Below are 17,206 nucleotides of genomic sequence, written 5' to 3'. Positions count from 1 at the left end.
GGACGTGGGGACGCGCGGACGCCGAGCGCGTGACATTGGGATGATTCAGCCAAAGACGGGGACAGGCATGATGCGTCGATTCGTCCAGAGCCTCTGCACCGTGGTGGCAGGGCTTACCGGCTGTGCACTTCTGATGACGGCTGCGCCCGCGGAGGCGCAGGAGATTCAGCTCACGGGCCCTCTGGCCGGTGCGCCCGCCGTGCGGAAGCTCCGGCTCCACCGCGACGGGCGGTTCGAGGTCGCGCCAGGCGCATCGTTCACGCTGCTCGACGAGTACCGGCGGACGATCATGCCGGGGATGCGCCTCACCTACCACCTCACGGACTGGTTCGGCATCGGCGCCTGGGGAGGCTACGGCTTCCAGTACAACACCGGGCTGACGGACGAGCTCCAGCGCGTGGCGATCGACGCCCGCGACTGCAGAAACCGTTCGTTCACGAAGGAGTGCCAGCTGACCCGGGTCAACCTGACACGGGGCGACCTCACGAAGGATCAGCTCGGGCAGATCCAGTGGGTGGCGGCGCCGCAGCTCACGTTCGTCCCCTTCCGCGGCAAGCTGGCGCTGTTCGCCGAGCTCTTCGTGGACACGGACGTGAACTTCTTCGCGGGCTACGCGGCGATCGGGGTGAAGGAGCGCAAGCAGTGCACCGAGAACTGCGCGAACACCTTCGGGCTCGAGAGCCGCCTGGCCTTCGCGCCGACGTTCGGCCTCGGCCTGAACTTCTACCCGGCGGACTTCCTCGGCTTCGGCGCGGAGTGGCGCGCCCTGCCGTTCTCGTGGAATACTTCGGGCTTCGACAACCACGGGCTCGGCACGGACGAGGCGTTCCCCGACAACAAGGTGGACGACAAGGACCGCGAATTCCACTTCACCAGCATGGTGACCGTGAGCTTGAGCATTCAATTCCCCACCGCCATCAAGACGACGGAGTAGACGGCTGCGCCGGCTCGGCTCGGCCGAGCCGGCTCGTCCGGAGCAATCCGGGCGAGGATCCCACCTGCCGGGGGCTGCAAGCCCGGCCCTCGGCGGTGGAGACCGGCGGCTACGCCGGGTAGCTCGGACCGCGGCGGCGGGACAGCCACCAGAGGTCAGCGTTGGGTATTTTCGATTTTCTCCGCAAGAGCAATCCCCCTGCCGGAGGCGCGTCCTCCGACAAGAAGGTGGCCGGTCTGGCCAAGGTCGTCGCGGACAAGCGGGCGCAGACGTACGACCGCCTCGACGCCATCCAGTCGCTCGCCGCGATGAAGAGCGCGGACGCGGCCGCGGCGCTCCTCCGGCGCTTCACCTTCTCGATCGACCCCTCGATCACGGATCAGGAAGAGAAGGATCTGGCGTTCCGGGGGATCGTGGACGCCGGCAAGGACGCGGTGCCGGCCGTCGTCGAGTTCTGCCTGAAGGCCGAGGCGCTCACCTGGCCGCTCAAGGTCCTGCGGGAGGTGCTCGACGAGGCCGATTACCGCACCGAGCTCGTCCGCCTGCTCGATCGGTTCGACACCGAGTATGCGCGCAACACCGAGCCGAAGCAGCAGCTCATCGTCGCGCTGGGCGGCATCAAGGGCGACGACGTGCGGGTCGCGGTGGAGCGGTTCCTCGACGACGTCAACGAGACCGTCCGGTTCCACGCCGTGCAAACCATCTTCGCCCAGGAGAGCGAGGCGAGCGTGCCGGCGCTGGTGAAGATGCTGCCCGCCGAAGAGTCGGTGCGGGTGAAGAACAAGGTGGCCGAGGGGCTGTTGGCCCGGGGCTGGACGGTGCCGGCCGAGCTGCGGAGCAGCGCGAACGAGGCGCTCCAGGACTCGAACGGCTTCAGCGTCGGCGCCGACGGCAAGCTCCGGAAGGCCGCCGGCTACGGCTGACAGCGCGCTTTTGTGACAAGGCTGCTCGTCCTGCGATCGGGTTGACAGCATCGCCGCGCGTGGACGAAACTCCGCGCCATGCTTGTTCAGCCCTCGGCGGCTGCTGAGCGCGAAGGCCGCGCACGCCGGCCCGCACAACAGGAAGCACCACAGGAAACGGAGCGCAGCGTCCGTGATTGAGCACCGCTCGTCGATGGCGGAGCTCCCGTCACGACGCCGTGAGCCGCGCCCTCGCTCCGGCGGGGCGCGGCCAGCCCCTCCCCGACGGAGCGCGCGGCGCGTCTCGCTGCCGCGCGCGATCGCCGCTGCCTGCCTGCTCCCGTGCGCGCTCGCGCCGCGCGGCGCGGCCGCGGCCGACTTCCAGGTCGAGTCGACGACGGGCGTCCAGGCCTACGAGGTCGCGAGTCCCTGGGGGAACACGAACATCGAGCGACGGCGGCTCCTGCAGACGCTGGGGCTCGCCGTCTACAACCTCCAGGGCGACTCTGCCCCGGGCGAGGCCGACTACTCGGCGACCCTGCGGCTCCGGCTCGACGCGGACTTCGGGGTGAACGGCCACCTCGAAGGCCCGTACCAGGGCGGCGAGACCGACTACAGCGTCGCCGGCGGCTCTCGCTTCATCCCGGGGCTGGAGGAGGCGCCGCTCGACCTGATGTACGCGTACTTCGAGGGTCGGAACGTCGCGAACGGGTGGCTCGGCTTCCGGGTCGGCCGGCAGTACATGAGCGACGTGCTCGGGTGGTGGTCGTTCGACGGCGCGCTCCTCCGGGTGACGACGCCCTACTACGTCCAGATCGAGGCGTACGGCGGGCTCGAGCAGCGCGGTGGACTGCCGCTCTCGACGTCGCGCTACGAGCGGCAGGGCGTGTGGCGCGGCAGCCACCGCGGCTTCGGCAGCGACAAGACCCGGCCCGGCAGCCTCGCCGACTACCCGTCGTACAACGAGGCCGGCCTGGCCCCGGCGTTCGGCGTCGCGCTCGAGAGCGCCGGTCCGAGCTTCCTCCACGGCCGGCTGACCTACAGGCGCGTCTACAACCTCGGGACCACGGTCGGCCGGCAGTTCCCGGACCAGGACGGCCGCGTCCACACGGTCGAGGGGTCGCGCATCTCGCAGGACCGGCTCGGGTACGCCGCCGACATCAACAAACCGGATCTCGGCGGCATCAAGGGCGGCGTGACCTACGACTTCTACAACCAGCTCGTCGGCTCGTTCTACGGCGGCCTGGAGGTCTACGCGGGCAGCCGCGTCACGCTGGGCGCGGACATCGACTACTTCGTTCCGACGTTCGACGCCGACTCCATCTGGAACTGGTTCACCCACGATCCGATCACCACGATCACCGGGCGGGCGTCGGTCGACATCACCCGCGAGGTGGACCTCGCGGCCTGGGGCGGCACGCGGATGTGGATCGCCGAGGGGAACCCGGAGGAGTTCGGCGCCGATCAGTGCGAGATCGCGACGGGCCGGCGGGATTGCCTCGGGACGACGGTGCTCGATCCCTCGAGCGACAGCAGGCTCGAGGGCTACGCGCGCGACGAGGAGAACCGCGCCGCGACGATCACGACGGACGTGCTCGCGAACCTCGCGGGCCGCTACCGCACCCGCACGACGTCGGTCGAGCTCCGCGGGATGCTGCAGACCGGCGAGCGCGGGCGCCGGACGGGGGCCGATCTCTCGGGAGAGCGGCGGCTCCACGGGCAGCGCTACGCGCTCGGGGCGCGGGTGTCGCTGTACAACTGGGAGGACCCGCTCCGGCCGGACCGGGGCGCGACGTCGTTCGGGTATGTCCTCGGGGCGGGGTACCGGCCGGGTGAGGCCGCGGACTTCAAGCTCGAGTGGGAGCACGACATGAATCGGCTGGTGGGCCAGCGCTTCCGGGTCGTCGGCCTCGTGAACCTGCGGGTGGCGCCGTGAGCGAGGATCGGATGGAAGCAGGACAGGACGGCCGGCGCGAGGCCGCAGGGCAGGACGGCCGGCGCGAGGCCGCAGGGCAGGACGGCCGGCGCGAGGCCGCAGGGCAGGACGGCCGGCGCGGGGCGCGGCGCGACGAGGTGAGGTTCGTCCCCGGGTGGGTGGCGATCGTCGCGTGCCTGGGCGCGCTGGCGCTCGCGATCGTGGGGCCCGAGGCGGCCGCCCAGCCGAAGCCGGCGGCGACCGCGGATGCGGAGGACGAGAGCGAGGAGGCGGCCGACGACGCGGAGGGCGCCGAGGAAGGCGAGGGCGAGGCGGCCGCGAAGCCGCCGCGCGGCGCGTATACCTCGGGCCTGCACCCGATGCCCGGCGATGCGGAGGTGCCGCTCGCCTGGATGCCGCCCGGGACGAGCGCGACGCCGACCCCGAGCGACGAGATCTATCCCCCGCAGACGCTGACGATCCGCTTCAACCACAAGACGCACGTCAAGGGGCTGCGTCAGACGTGCAAGTCGTGCCACGCGGGGGCGTACACGAGCAACGCGGTGTCGGACCGGCTGCTGCCGAGGCCGGCAGAGACCTGCGACAACTGCCATGACGTCGATCACTCCGACATCACCCAGGTGAAGGCGGGGACGAACGAGAACGGGCAGTGCGTCTACTGCCACATCGGCGAGGACGCTGGCGCCGGCGGCAAGGTGGCGCCGCTCGTCCTGCCGCACGCGAACCTCCGCTTCCCGCACCAGAAGCACGTGGGACGCAACATCAAGTGCAGCCAGTGCCACGGTCGGGTCGACCGGCTCGAGCTCGCCACCCGCGAGCAACTGCCGCGCATGGCCGGCTGCTTCACGTGCCACAACATGAGCGGCGCGGCCCAGGGCGACGCGAAGAGCGACTGCGACGTGTGCCACCTGACGCGCCCCGACGGGCGGCTCGTGACCACGTTCGCCACGGGCGATCTGCTTCCGCCCCGGTGGCTCCACAACGCGGGGCACACCCCGGACTGGCTCGAGCGGCACAAGCAGATCGCCGCGAACGACAGCGCGTTCTGCGGGACGTGCCACACGGAGAACTACTGCACCGACTGCCACGACGGGAAGGTCCGTCCGCGCAACGTGCACCCGAACGACTTCCTCTCGATGCACGCGCAAGCGGCCAGACAGGACAATCCACGCTGCGTGAGCTGCCATCAGGAGCAGACGTTCTGTGCAGACTGCCACCGCCGGACGGGCGTGGCGCGCGACGCGCCGAGCGCGACCCGTCCCGCGGGGCGCCGCTTCCATCCGCCGCCGGCGGAGTGGACGAACGCGCCGCGCAGCGCGAAGCACCACGCCTGGGAAGCCGAGCGAAACCTGAATGCGTGCGTTTCTTGCCACACCGAGCGGGACTGCGCGACCTGCCACGCCACGCGCGGCGCATCAGGCGGGCAGGGGCTGAACCCGCATCCGCTCGGGTTCGAGAGCAAGTGCAAGACGGCGTTCTCCCGGAACCCGCGCCCGTGCCTCGTGTGCCATCAGTCGAGCGACATGTTCGTCCAGCGTTGCCAATGAAAAGTCAAAATCGGTCAGTATATTCCTTGCCCTGGCCTTCCGGCGACGGGTATAGCGAAGTGCGCGCGGCTTCCCTGACGATCGCCGCGAACGCCAAGGAGAACGGGCGTGAAGGAGCTGATCAAGTACCTGATCGACAACCTCTATCTCGATTTCCAGGGGGAAATCACGCTGGAGACAGTGCGGGGCTTCCTCCGCGAGGACGACGGACGGGAGGCGCGCCAACTTTTGTCGAAGCTCATCGAGGAGAAGGGGGTCGACGACATGCTGATCACGCTGGCCGACTGTCTCAAGGAACACATCCAGAGCGGGGTGAACGAGAAGGTCGTGCGCGAGCAGCTCTCGCTCTACGCCGAAAGCTGAGCAGGACGGCGCGCGCGGCGCGCCTTGCTCCCCTCCCCTTCTGCCTGCTCGCTGCCCTCGCCACGTCCGGCTGCGACGTGGGCGAGGCCTCGTACCAGCGGGCCGACAGCCCTCCCGTGCAGCTGCTCGAGGCGCGGGCGACGACCAGCCTCGACCAGAACTACCAGCCCGTCCGCACCCCGCTCGATCCGAGCGGCGCGATCCCGGTGCTCTCCACAGCGAGCATCGTGCTGAAGTTCGATCGCTTCCTGCTGCCCCGCTCGGTCGGCGGCGCGGCGCTCGCCGACTTCGTGTGCCTCTCGGGCGACCTGGCCGCAGAGGTCCGGACGCCGGCGGACTGCGTGAACCCGATCCCGCTCGCGGCGACGTACAACCCGGTGCAGCGGGAGGTCATCCTCCGCCAGGTCGAGGGCATGCAGGGCCTCGTCCCGGGGAGCCGGTACGCGCTCACGGTCCTCGGGCCGGTCGACGAGGACGCGCCGTCCGGCGTCCGCGCGTTCGACGGCGCGCCCCTGCGCGACAATGTGCGCATCGAGTTCACCGTCGCGGCGACGAACCCGCCGCAGGCGACGCCGGAGTTCAGGATGCCGGGCGGCGACTTCTACTGCCAGCGGGACCTGGAGTGCGTGATGGAGAAGTGCGACGACGACCCGGTGTGCACCATGTGCGTGAGGGGCGCGGCGTATGTCCTCTTCAGCTGCGCGGGCTGCCACATCGATGGGAACGCCTCGGCGGGGCTGAACCTGAACGTGGGGGCGCCGCTGTTCAACAACGTCGCGCCGCTCCTCGAGACCGCGATCGGGCGCGCCGCGCACCAGACGCAGGTGGGCGAGCACGCGCACCTGGCCGAGCAGACCCCGGAGCGCTTCGGCCGGGCCATGCCGATCATCGACCCGAACAACCCGGGGAACAGTTACCTGCTCTACAAGATCATCATCGGGGAGAACGCGATCGACCCCTCGTTGACCGGCGAGGCGGCGGAGCAGCTCCGCGAGGAGATCGAGCGGCTGCGCGCCGCGTTCGTCATGGGCGTGCCGATGCCCCCCCCGGAGTGGGGCATCCCCCAGTTCCGGTTCTTCCCCGAGAAGCCGGACGATCCGACCCTCACGCAGTACGTGGACGGGATGGACATCCTGTCCGCGTGGATCCTCGCCGGCGCCGTGCCGCGCGACTGCTCGATGCCAGCCCCGTGAGGGGCCCCGCGACGGCGCCCGCGCGCCGTCACATCACGCGATTCCGCCCGCCCTTCTTCGCGTGGTAGAGCCGCTCGTCGGCGCGGCGGTAGAGCTCCATCGGCGAGACCGGCGCGTCCGGCGTGACGGCAGCGACGCCGAAGCTCGCGGTCACGGCGATCTCGCCTTCCTCGAAGCGGAAGGGCGTACGCTCGACGAGGGCGCGCAGCTTCTCGGCGACGAGGCGCGCGCTGTCGAGCGGGATCTCCGGGACGAGCAGCGCGAACTCCTCGCCGCCGACGCGCGCGAGGATGTCGTCGCGGCGGACGTTCGCGGCGGCGAGCGCGGCCATCTGGCGGAGCACCGCGTCGCCCGTGAGGTGCCCGCGCGTGTCGTTGATGCTCTTGAAGTGATCGATGTCGAACATGACGAGCGAGAGGTGGCGGTGGTAGCGGCACGCCCGCGACACCTCCCGCTCGAGCGCGACCTCGAAGGAGCGCTTGTTGTGGACCTGCGTCAGCCCGTCGAACGTCATCAGGCGGTAGATCTCTTCGTGGTACGAGAGCTCGACGTTCCCACCCTGGATGAACTTGAAGATCGTCCGGCCGATCTTGACCTGATCGCCGTCCTTGAGGACGCGCTCGTCGACCGAGACGTCGTTCACGTAGGTGCCGTTGGTGGAGCCGAGATCGCGGACGACGTAGCTCATCCCGGTCCAGGAGATGCGCGCGTGGCGCCGGCTCACCGCCTCGTCGTCGAGCGGGATATCGGTCTGTATCGCGCGCCCGCACTCGATCGATCCAGTGCCGAGCGCGATGCGGCGCCCGAGCTCCGTGCCGTAGATCACGACGAGGCACGCGGTGCCGGGCTCCACCGGGATCGCGGGCGGCGCGATCGAGGTGCAGGTGACGAGCGTCTGCCGATGATCGTTCTCTTGCTTCGCCACGCTGGAGGACCCAAGTACACCAGAGCCGGCCTCGCAGGGCAACGCGCGTCGCGCGTCGGACATGGTAGCCTGCGGCCATGAAATGCAGCGGTTTCGCGCGGATGTGTGGCGCTGTCGCGGCGGCGTCCGCCGCGCTGCTATGCGGGTGTGGCCAGAGCGCGCCCCCGGTCATCCACGACGAGGGCGACGCGTCGACGCCGCCGGAGCAGCCCGAGCCCATCACCCTCTTCCCGGACGCGCCGCCGCTGCCGGGTGAGACCGAGTGCAAGGTCGTGATCCAGACGGGGATCCCCGTGCCCTCGGCGCTCCACGTGCCGGCGTGCACGCCCGTCCAGTACGCGACGAACCCGCCGAGCGGCGGAGATCACTGGAGCTCGTGGGCCGCGTACAAGCGCTACGAGGCGGAGGTCCCGCGAGAGCTCTACGTGCACAACCTGGAGCACGGCGCGATCGTCCTCGCCTACCGGTGCCCCGCGTCGGGCTGCGCGGAGGTGACCGCGATGCTCGACAAGGTGCGGACCGAGGCCGCGTCCGATCCGCGGTGCCTCACGCTGCCCGGAGGGCCGGAGGCGCGCCTCGTGATGACGCCGGACAGCGCGCTGGACACGCCGATCGCCGCCGCGGCCTGGGGCGCCACGTACACGGCGACGTGCCTCGACAAGGCGTCGCTGTCGCGCTTCGTGGCGGACAGCTACGCCAGGGGGCCGGAAGACACGTGCAGCGGCGCGGCGGCCGTCGACGTGGATCGGCCGGACGGCGGCGCGCCGCGCTGCGACGAGGCGCTGCCCGACGCCGACGCGCCGGACGCGTCCGGCGCAGCGGCGGCCGGCGGCGGCCCCCCGGGGCTGTAACCGGGTTGACAGGTACGCCGCATACCGGGACCATTCGCGGTATGCTCGATCCATCGACCCTGCCAACTCGGTTGGCAGAGCGCTTCCGTCTGCTGGAGCTCGCGGGATCCGGCGGATCGGCCGAGGTCTGGAGGGCGGCCGATCTGGAGCGCGGCGGCGCGGTGGCGCTCAAGATCGAGCGGCGCGACCGCGGCGCTTCCCGGGAGGAGCGCGCGGCCGCGCGGCAGGCGCTCGCCCGCGAGGCGCTGTACGCCGCGCTGGCGCTGTCGCCGCGGCTGCCGGAGCTCGTCGACGTCGGCTGGCTCGCGGGGCGGGACGGCGTCGCGCGCGCCGAGGGCGCGCCCGGCGACGACGGGCGCGCGTTCGTGGCGATGCGCTGGAGGGAGGGGCAATCCGTGGCCGAGGCGGCGCGCGGGCTGCCTCCCGGCGAGCGCGCGGCGCTCGCGCTCGCCGTCGCGCGCGACGCGGGCGAGGCGCTCGGCGACCTGCACGGCATCGGCCTGGCCCACGGAGACCTCAAGCCGGAGAACCTGATCCTGACGCCGGAGGGGCGGGTCGGGATCATCGACCTGGGGCTCGCCTGCTCTCTCCACGAGACCTCCGTGGAGGGGGCGACGCTCCGGTACATCGCGCGCGGCGACCCGGAGCTCGGGGACGCGCGGGCGAGGGATCTGCTCGCGCTGGGGACGCTGCTCGCCGAGGTGGCCTTCCCCGGCGTCGTGGCGGCCGCGGCGGATCCGATCGCGGCGGCGCGCGCCGCGGTGGCCACGGAGAGCGCGGCGGGGGCGCCGCTCGACGCGATCTGCAGGGCCCTGCTGTCGCCGAGCCCCGCGGCGCGCCCGTCCGCCGCGTGGGTCACCGAGTCGGCGCGCGGCGCGCTCGCGGGGCGGCGCGCGCCGACAGGGCGCGCCGGCCGCGAGGACCCAGGCGCGGCGGGCGCAGAGCGCGACCGGCAGGACCGCGACGCGCGCCGCGTGCGCGCGGCGTACCTGCGCCTGCGCCGGCACGAGCTCGAGACGGCGCTCGGGGTGCGCGACGACGTCGCCTCGTGGCTCGAGGACGCGTTCGCGGTCGTCCAGCGGGCGCGCGCGCTCGCCAGCGCGGAGCCTGGCGCGGCGCGCGCGGGCGACGGCGCGGCGCGCGCGGGCGCAGCCGAGGGCGGGGCGCAGTGGCTCGGGCGGCTCGGCCCGGATCGCGTCGCGCGCTGGCTCACCGCGCTCGTGGGGACCAGCGCCGCGGCGTGGCCGATGGGGGTCATCGCGTCCGTGCCGGAGCGCGCGCTCGCGGACGCGCTCGCTTCGCTGGCGCGGCAGATCCCGCCGCGGGCATGGACGCTCGCGGACGTCGAGGCAGCCGCGCTCGGGGACGGGGCGCGGCGGCGGCGGACCGCGGCGAAGGATCACCGCGGCGACGGCGACGGCGTCGCCGCGGCGGAGCGCATCGGCGCCGCGGAGGCGGCGGAGCTCGCGCTCGCCATCGCGCGGGTGCCGCCGGATCCGCTGGCGATCGAGGCGATCGAGCAGCGCCACGACGCGCCCGCCAGCCTCGTCGTCGCCGCGGCCAACGCGCTCCGGCTGCACGGCGATCTCGGGCGCGCGCGGAGCCTCGTGCTGCGCGCGTGCGTGCGGGACGCGACGGACGCCGCGCCGATCGCCGCGGAGGTGCTGCGGCGCGCCGGCGACCGCGCCCTCGCCGAGGAGCGCGCCCGCGCGGCCGTCGACGCCGGCGCGGACCCGGAGGGGCGCGCGCGCGCGGTGCTCGCGCGCATCGCCATCGACGCAGGAGCGCTCGGGACGGCCGAGGCGCTGGCCGGGAGCGAGCTCACCACGCCGCTCTGCGAGGTGCGGGCGCTCCTCGCCGTGGTGCGCGGCGACGCCGCGCGCGCGCTCGCCGAGGTGGCGCGCGGCGAGGCGCTCGCGGGCTCCGTCGAGGAGCTCGCGCGCCTGGCCGCGGTGCGCGGCTACGCGTGGCACGCGAGCGATCCGGAGCGCGCGCACGCGTCGTTCAGCGCCGCGGCCGACTACGCCGTCCGCGCCGGCGCCGTGGTCGAGGAGGCGACCTACAGGACCGGCGAGGCGGCGGCGGCGGTGGACCTCGGCGATCTCGGCGGCGCGATCGCGACCTCGACGCGCGCGGCGCTGCTCTGGGAGCACCTCGGCCGGCCGGCGCAGGCGGCGCGCGCGCTGCTGGCGTGCGCGGCGGCGTACGCCACCGCGGGCCTCGCGCACGAGACCCGGCGGATGGCCGAGGAGGCCATCGCGCGGGCCCGCGACGCCGGGGACACGAAGGCCGAGGCCTACGCGCTCTGGGCGATCGCGGACGTGGCCGCCGCGCGCGCTGACGGCGCCGCGGGCCCGGACGCCGGGGCGCAGCTCGGCGCGCGCGCGGCGGCGGCGCGGGCCGCGGCGCTGCTCGCCGGCGGCTCCGCGGACGACACGCTCCGGGCGGCGGCGCGGCTCCTGCGCCACGACGCCGACGAGCTCGACGGCGCGCGCGTCGAGCAGCTCGACGAGCTCGCGAGCAGCCCGGAGATCGCCGCGGCCTCGCGGCTCGACTGGTGGGGCGCGCGCGCGGCGCGCGCGCTCGCCGTGGAGGAGGCAGGCGCGGCTCCCGCCGCCGAAGATGCGCCTGGCGCGGCGGCGCGAGCGGCGGCAGAGGGCCCCCCCGATCGCGCCCTCGCGGCGCTCGCGGCGCTCGCTGGCGCGCGCGCGCCGATCGCGTCGCGCGGCCCGGCGCTCGCGGCGGCGCACGCGCTCGCGGTGCGGGCCGGCCAGACGGACGTCGCGCACCGGGTGCTCGCGGCGCTCGCCGAGGCCGCGCGCGAGCTCTGCAGGCGCAACGCCGACGCGGGCTCGGCCGGGACCGCCGTGCCCGGCGCGCCGGAGATCGCCGGCGCGGTCCGATCGCTGCCGTGGGTCGCGCGCGCGCGGGCGCTGCCGGAGAGCGGCCTCCGGCCCGAGCAGGCGCGCGATCTGGAGGTGCTCGTCGGCGCGCTCGGCGAGCGCGAGCGGCTCGCGCCGCTGCTCGACCGCGTCGTCGACGCGCTCGTGCTCTGGACGGGGGTCGAGCGGGGGCTCTTGCTCCTGCCCGCCCCGAACGGGCGGCTCGTCCCGCGGGCGGCGCGCAACCTGGCGCGCTCCCGCCTCGGCGCCGAGCAGCTCGAGCTGTCGCAGACGCTCGCGCGCCGCGCCCTGGAGGCGCGCGAGCCGGTGGTCGCCGTCGACGCGGCCGGGGAGCTGCCGAGCGTGCACCGCAGCGTGCACGCGCTGAAGCTGCGGAGCGTGCTGGCCGTGCCGCTCATCGCGCGCGGCGAGGCGCTCGGGGTCGTCTACCTCGACGACCGCGTGCGCCGCGGCGCGTTCGGGGCCCAGGAGCTGCGGTGGGCGCGCACCATCGCGTCGGTCGCGGCGCTCGCGATCGCCGACGCGCGCGCGCAGGTGGAGCTGCGCCGCGCCGCGCGGCGCGCGGAGCGCGCCTCGTCGCGGCTCGCCGAGGAGCTCGCGCGGCGCGAGGCGGAGCTCGACGCGGCGGCGCTCGAGCTCGCCAGGGCGCGCGGCGGGCGGGACACGCGCTACAGGTACGACGCCATCGTCGGCGAGAGCGAGCCGGTCCGCGCGATGCTGCGCCTCGTCGATCGCGTGACCGCCTCGGACGTACCGGTGCTCGTCGTCGGCGAGTCCGGCAGCGGCAAGGAGCTCGTGGCGCGGGCCATCCACCAGAACGGCCCGCGCGCGGCGCACCCGTTCGTGACGGAGAACTGCGGCGCGATCCCGGAAGGGCTCCTCGAGTCGGCGCTCTTCGGCCACGTGCGCGGCGCGTTCACGGGCGCGGAGCGGCCGCGCGCCGGGCTCTTCGAGGTGGCGGATCGGGGCACGCTGTTCCTCGACGAGATCGGGGAGATGAGCCTCGGCATGCAGACGAAGCTGCTGCGCGTCCTCGAGGACGGCCTCGTGCGGCCCCTCGGCTCGGAGCGGGCGCGCCGGGTCGACGTGCGCGTGATCGCTGCGACGCACAGGGACCTCGAGGCGCTCGTCCGCGCGCGCGCGTTCCGCGAGGACCTCCTCTACCGGCTGAACATCATCACCATCCGGGTACCGCCGCTGCGCGAGCGCGCGACGGACGTGCCGCTCATCGTCCGGCACCTCATCGCCAAGCACAGCCGCGCCCCGATCCGGGTCACGCGCGCGGCGATGGATCGCCTCTCGGCCCACGCGTGGCCCGGCAACGTGCGCCAGCTCGAGAACGAGATCCGGAGGGCGATCGTGCTGTGCGACGGGACCGTCGACCGAGAGCACCTCTCGCCGGAGGTCGCGCACGGCGGCGCGGCGCCGCGCGAGCTCGGCCTCAACGTCCGGGCGCGCATCGACGCGCTGGAGACGGAGCTCGTGCGCGACGCGCTCGAGCGCACGCGCGGGAACCAGACGCAGGCCGCCAAGCTGCTCGGTCTGTCGCGGTTCGGCCTGCAGAAGATGATCAAACGGCTCGCGATCGCGGTGTGAGCCGCCCCCGCGCGAGCGCCGTTACTTCACGAGGGCGCCGGCGTCGCGCAGGATCGCGGAGATCCCCTCGTCGTTCGCCTCGTAATAGCCGCGGATCGCGCCCTCCTTGTCGACGAGCACAAGGCGCTCGCCGTGGAAGATGCTGAAGATGCCGGGGCTCGACTCCTTCTTACCCATCGCGATCTTGAAGCCGCGCACGATCGTCGACTCGATCTGATCGAGAGGGCCTGTCAGCAGCGTCCACCGCTCGAGCGGGAGCTGGTTCGATGCGGCGTAGGCCGCGAGCACCTCCGGCGTGTCGTTCTCCGGGTCGACGGTGAACGTCGCGAGGTGGAGCGCGCCGCCGAGATCGCGGCTCCGGACCTCGATCTCCTTCATGCGCTGCGTGAGCTTGGGGCAGACGGTCGGGCAGGTCGTGAAGATGAAGTCCGCGATCCACACGCGGCCCCGGAGCTGCTCCAGTCCGAAGCGCTGGCCCCGCTGGTCCGTCAGCTCGAAGGCGGGCAGCGGGATCCGGATGGCCGGCGGCTCCGCGGCGCCGGGGCGGATGGCGCGGCTGACGAGGAAGAGCGCGACGAGGCCGACGAGCGAGGTGAGCGCTATCCAGAAGAGCGGCCGCCCGGCGAACGCCCCACGCCGGGGCCGCTCCGCGTGGCCGCCCTGCGGCGGAAGCGGCTGACTGATCGGTTGCGCGAGCTCTGCGAGAGGAGGAGCGCCGTTCGCCTGGCGCGTCGGCTCCATGGACGCCATCGGCCGACGCTTAGGAGCCGGTCCCCGGCGCGTCAAGCCGGGCGGGCCCGCTCACGCGCCGATCATCAGCGCGGCGAAGAGCAGCACCAGATACACCATGGAGGACACGAAGACCCCGCGGGCCCAGCGATTGCCCGTGCCCGGACGGAGCCCGTAGGCGCCGAGGCCGAAGAAGGCGCCGCCGAGGACGATCGCCGCGCCGAGATACACAGGACCCCCGACGCCGAGGGGCACGAGGAGCACCGACGTGAAGACGAGCAGCGCGAGATAGCCGACCATGTGGAGCCGCGTTGTGCGATCTCCCTTCTCGACCGGCAGCACCTTGAGCCCCGCGCGCTTGTACTCCTCCCGACGGAACGTCGCGATGGCCAGGAAATGCGGGATCTGCCAGAGGAACATGACGGCGAAGAGCAGGAAGCCGGGCGCGTCGATGCGCCCGGTGACGCTCGTCCACCCGAGCAGCGGAGGGATGGCGCCCGGGATCGCGCCGATCGGCAGCGCGAGCGTGGTCCGGCGCTTGAGCGGGGTGTAGACGAGCACGTAGCTGAGCAGCGCCAGCGCGGCGAGCGCGCCCGTCGTCGCGTTCACCCACACCAGCAGCAGCGGAATCGACGCGGCCGACAGCGCGACGCCGAACCAGAGCGCCACCTCGGGCGCGAGCCGCCGCGCCGGCAGGGGGCGGCTCCGCGTCCGCTCCATCAGCACGTCGGTGTCGCGCTCGATGTACATGTTGAGCACGTTGGCGCCCGACACGACGAGGACCGTCCCGAGCAGCGCCAGCAAGAGCTGTGTCGTCGGGACCGCCGCGCGCTCGATCGCGGCCTCTCCGGCCAGCCCGGAGCGCAGATAGCGGCTCGCGACCCACATGCCGCCGAGCATCGTGGCCACGACCATGCGCGTGATCCGCGGCTTGGTGAGGCTCACCAGATCGGCCGCCACCTTGAGCAGCGGGCGCGCGCTCGTGCGAAGCGCGCCGCTTTCATCGCTCGAGGAAGGCTCTGCCTGCCGGACGTACGGGACCGCAGCCCGCTCCGTGACCTGTTCGGCGCTCATGGTCACGCGGACACCTCGCTGTCGCGCCCGGCGCCCACGCCCGGCGGCAGCGCGACACCTCCGAAGACCCCCGCTCGAGGGGTGGCCAGGCCGGAAAACGACTTCATCGCCGGTGCGAGGGTGACTGGAAAGAACAGCATCTGGGCCGGGACATTAGCGCGCGCGACGCGCCTCGGGGAGTCGAGATCGTCAGTCGTTCGCGCTCGCCTCCGCTAGGGAACGAGCCGCCGTTCGGCAATGGTCACGGCGCGCCGCAGCGGCTCCGTCGCGCCCAACACCTGTCCACAGGCCGGCAGTTCCAGGCAGGGTGTGCACGGTGTTCCAGCGGCGAGGCGTCCTTAACGAGTGTCGTCGCTCGCGTCAACCTGAGGCGCCCCCGGTGGGGTCCGGCTTCCCGGCCTCCGGGAGCGCGCTCGAGGTGCGCTCGCGCTCGCTCGCGAGCACGGCCGCCCAGAACCCGCGCTCGTCGCGGGACGCGAGGGCGACGCAGAGGGCGGCGATCACCAGCGACAGCGCGCCGAGCGGCACCTCGGGGGCGCTGCGCGCGACGAGCAGCAGCGCGAGCGCGCCGCCGAGCGCCGGCAGCCGCGGCGGGGCGACCAGCGCGAGCGCGACAACCACAACGGAGAGCGCGGCGGCGAAGAGCTGCATCGAGAACGGCACCACCGGAGCGGGGCGCGTGAGCAGCCGGTCGAGCGCGCGGCGGAAGAGCGCCTCGACCATCGACGCGTCCTCCGCGGCGCCCGCGAGCGCCGCCCGCGTGGCGAGCAGCGCCGAGGCGAGCGCCGCGAGCGAGAGGGGGCTCACGAGGCGCGGCCCGGGCCGCTCGGGCTCGGCGTCGCGCGGGCGCGCATCGCGGCCGGCGCCGAGCGCGACCGTGGCGACGAGGACCGCCAGCGCGTCGAGCGCGAACGCGGCCGTGGCGACGGAGCTCGTCGCGCCGGCGAGCGCCTTCGAGCCGCGCTCGTTCGCCCACACGGCCAGCAGCACGCCGGTGAGCCGCACGAGCGCGGAGGCGCCGACGAGCCCGAGCGCCGCCGCGACCGGCCGCATGAACGGCACGCGCAGCGCCTCCCAGGCGCTGCCGAGCGCGAGGACCGCCGCGCTCACGCCGATGAGCGCGGCCGAGAGGTCGGGCACGCGCTGCACCGTCGCGTGCAGGACGACGAGGATCACGAAGCTTCCCGCGACGACCGCGGCGATCCGCAGCGTGTAGGGGACGCGGCTCCGGACGACAGCGCTGATCAGCGCCATCGCCATCACGATCGCGCCGATCGCGAAGAGCTGCGAGGCGCCGGCGCCGGCGAGCTCGACCGTGTGGGCGGCGCGCTCGATGCCCACCGCGAGGCCGACCATCGCAGGCGCGAGCATGCGGCCGAGGAGCATCGCGAGGAGGGCGAGCACGGCGAGCGGCCGGATCAGCGCGAGCACCGGCATGCCGGCGAGCGGAGGCCGCGCGGCGGCGGAGGGCCGTCCATCGGCGGGCCCGGCGGCGGCGGGCCCGGCGGCGGCGGGCCCGGCGGCGGCGGGCCCGGCGGCGGCGGACGGCGCGTCGCCGCCCTCCTCGCGGCGCGGTGGGGCGGCGGCGGGCTCGGCGGGCGGCGCGTCGCCGCCCTCCTCGCGGCGCGGTGGGGCGGCGGGGTCCGGCGCGGCGGAGGGAGGAGGGCCTTCGGGGGGAAGATCGATGTTGAGGAGCATGAAGTGAGGAGGTGCGCCCGTCGCTCAGCCCTTGTCCCAGGCGCGGGGGACGGCGTCGAGATCGGTGAAGACCGCGGCGGTCGCGGAGGCGTCGATCAGGTCCTGCATGCGCTGGCCGCCGGCCTCCTCGACGATGCGGTCGTCGTACTCGTCCGCGAGCACCGACAGATCCCGGAGGGCGACCAGGATCTCGTCGGCGTCGAGCGTCTCGCCGCCGAGGAGCGTGTGAACGATGACGACACACGAGCCCTGCGCGACGTAGCCGAACGCGCCGAAGCGGATGCGCGCGTTCAGGCGGAGCAGCTTCATCGCGAGATCCGGCGTCATCTCGACGCCGCGGGCGAGCTGCGCGACGAGCCGCACGAGCGCGCGATCCGGCGCCCACGGCAGTACATGCAGGTAAACGTACGCGGTCCCCTGCCGGACCACGTAGAACTGCGGCTCGACCCGGGTGAACGCCGGGGAATCCGCGAGCGCCGCCTCGATGCGCGCGATGGTCACTTGAACGGCCGCGTCGGAATCCTTCGACATGACGCCGAGGATACATCGCCGCGG

The 17,206-nt window shown here is 73.6% G+C and carries 13 protein-coding genes; 8 read left to right on the top strand and 5 right to left on the bottom strand.

Translation table 11 applies throughout. From position 1 onward, the window contains the following. The first annotated feature begins 133 nt into the window (after window positions 1-133). The 6 genes from WMF24_RS14865 to WMF24_RS14840 all read left to right on the top strand — a co-directional run bounded on the left by WMF24_RS14865 (window position 134) and on the right by WMF24_RS14840 (window position 6,875). Window positions 134-934 (top strand): hypothetical protein, encoded by an 801-nt coding sequence (locus tag WMF24_RS14865; protein WP_437737056.1) that lies wholly within the window; start codon window positions 134-136, stop codon window positions 932-934. A gap of 161 nt (window positions 935-1,095) precedes the next feature. Further along, window positions 1,096-1,857 carry a HEAT repeat domain-containing protein gene (locus WMF24_RS14860; RefSeq protein WP_437737055.1) on the top strand — a complete coding sequence of 254 codons (762 nt, stop codon included), beginning with the start codon at window positions 1,096-1,098 and terminating at the stop codon, window positions 1,855-1,857. A 172-nt stretch (window positions 1,858-2,029) separates the two neighbouring features. Next, window positions 2,030-3,772 (top strand): hypothetical protein, encoded by a 1,743-nt coding sequence (locus tag WMF24_RS14855; RefSeq protein WP_437737054.1) that lies wholly within the window; start codon window positions 2,030-2,032, stop codon window positions 3,770-3,772. Between the two features lie 11 nt (window positions 3,773-3,783). Next, on the top strand, window positions 3,784-5,319 hold the full coding sequence (locus WMF24_RS14850; RefSeq protein WP_437737053.1) for a cytochrome c3 family protein: 1,536 nt from the start codon (window positions 3,784-3,786) through the stop codon (window positions 5,317-5,319). A 108-nt stretch (window positions 5,320-5,427) separates the two neighbouring features. Further along, window positions 5,428-5,682: a hypothetical protein gene (locus WMF24_RS14845; protein ID WP_020735484.1), complete on the top strand. Its 255-nt coding sequence runs from the start codon at window positions 5,428-5,430 to the stop codon at window positions 5,680-5,682. Window positions 5,683-5,759: 77 nt separating this feature from the next. Beyond that, window positions 5,760-6,875 (top strand): hypothetical protein, encoded by a 1,116-nt coding sequence (locus WMF24_RS14840; protein WP_437737052.1) that lies wholly within the window; start codon window positions 5,760-5,762, stop codon window positions 6,873-6,875. 28 nt (window positions 6,876-6,903) lie between these two features. On the opposite strand, the gene WMF24_RS14835 is transcribed toward WMF24_RS14840, so the two are convergent. Further along, entirely contained in the window at window positions 6,904-7,800 is an 897-nt protein-coding gene (locus WMF24_RS14835; protein ID WP_437737051.1) for a diguanylate cyclase, read from the bottom strand. A gap of 77 nt (window positions 7,801-7,877) precedes the next feature. Between WMF24_RS14835 and WMF24_RS14830 the strand changes: the two genes are divergently transcribed. Both WMF24_RS14830 and WMF24_RS14825 read left to right on the top strand, forming a co-directional pair. Further along, a complete protein-coding gene (locus WMF24_RS14830) occupies window positions 7,878-8,651 on the top strand; it encodes a DUF3105 domain-containing protein (RefSeq protein ID WP_437737050.1) in 774 nt (257 codons plus the stop codon). A 71-nt stretch (window positions 8,652-8,722) separates the two neighbouring features. Further along, the gene (locus WMF24_RS14825) at window positions 8,723-13,150 is read left to right on the top strand and encodes a sigma 54-interacting transcriptional regulator (RefSeq protein ID WP_437737049.1); all 4,428 of its coding nucleotides are present in this window, start codon (window positions 8,723-8,725) and stop codon (window positions 13,148-13,150) included. 21 nt (window positions 13,151-13,171) lie between these two features. Here the strand turns inward: WMF24_RS14825 and WMF24_RS14820 are convergent, their stop codons facing one another. From WMF24_RS14820 to WMF24_RS14805, 4 genes are all read right to left on the bottom strand, one after another. Further along, complete coding sequence (locus tag WMF24_RS14820) at window positions 13,172-13,900, bottom strand: SCO family protein (RefSeq protein WP_437737048.1); 729 nt, start codon at window positions 13,898-13,900, stop codon at window positions 13,172-13,174. A gap of 51 nt (window positions 13,901-13,951) precedes the next feature. Beyond that, entirely contained in the window at window positions 13,952-14,953 is a 1,002-nt protein-coding gene (gene cyoE / locus WMF24_RS14815; protein ID WP_437737047.1) for a heme o synthase, read from the bottom strand. Window positions 14,954-15,313: 360 nt separating this feature from the next. Further along, the gene (locus WMF24_RS14810; protein WP_437737046.1) at window positions 15,314-16,651 is read right to left on the bottom strand and encodes a hypothetical protein; all 1,338 of its coding nucleotides are present in this window, start codon (window positions 16,649-16,651) and stop codon (window positions 15,314-15,316) included. Between the two features lie 24 nt (window positions 16,652-16,675). Then, window positions 16,676-17,182: a T3SS (YopN, CesT) and YbjN peptide-binding chaperone 1 gene (locus tag WMF24_RS14805; RefSeq protein WP_437737045.1), complete on the bottom strand. Its 507-nt coding sequence runs from the start codon at window positions 17,180-17,182 to the stop codon at window positions 16,676-16,678. Window positions 17,183-17,206 lie beyond the last annotated feature (24 nt).

Origin of the sequence: Sorangium sp. So ce1335 (genome assembly GCF_051521615.1) — a bacterium.
GTDB lineage: Bacteria > Myxococcota_A > Polyangia > Polyangiales > Polyangiaceae > Sorangium.
This window is presented reverse-complemented; position numbering and strand designations above follow the sequence as displayed.

What these genes read in the sequence shown, in the direction of transcription:
- WMF24_RS14865 (WP_437737056.1), top strand. Translation starts at nt 134, where the DNA reads ATGACGGCTGCGCCCGCGGAGGCGCAGGAGATTCAGCTCACGGGCCCT.
- WMF24_RS14850 (WP_437737053.1), top strand. Translation starts at nt 3,784, where the DNA reads ATGGAAGCAGGACAGGACGGCCGGCGCGAGGCCGCAGGGCAGGACGGC.
- WMF24_RS14830 (WP_437737050.1), top strand. Translation starts at nt 7,878, where the DNA reads ATGAAATGCAGCGGTTTCGCGCGGATGTGTGGCGCTGTCGCGGCGGCG.
- WMF24_RS14820 (WP_437737048.1), bottom strand. Translation starts at nt 13,900, where the DNA reads ATGGCGTCCATGGAGCCGACGCGCCAGGCGAACGGCGCTCCTCCTCTC.
- cyoE (WP_437737047.1), bottom strand. Translation starts at nt 14,953, where the DNA reads ATGAGCGCCGAACAGGTCACGGAGCGGGCTGCGGTCCCGTACGTCCGG.
- WMF24_RS14810 (WP_437737046.1), bottom strand. Translation starts at nt 16,651, where the DNA reads ATGCTCCTCAACATCGATCTTCCCCCCGAAGGCCCTCCTCCCTCCGCC.
- WMF24_RS14805 (WP_437737045.1), bottom strand. Translation starts at nt 17,182, where the DNA reads ATGTCGAAGGATTCCGACGCGGCCGTTCAAGTGACCATCGCGCGCATC.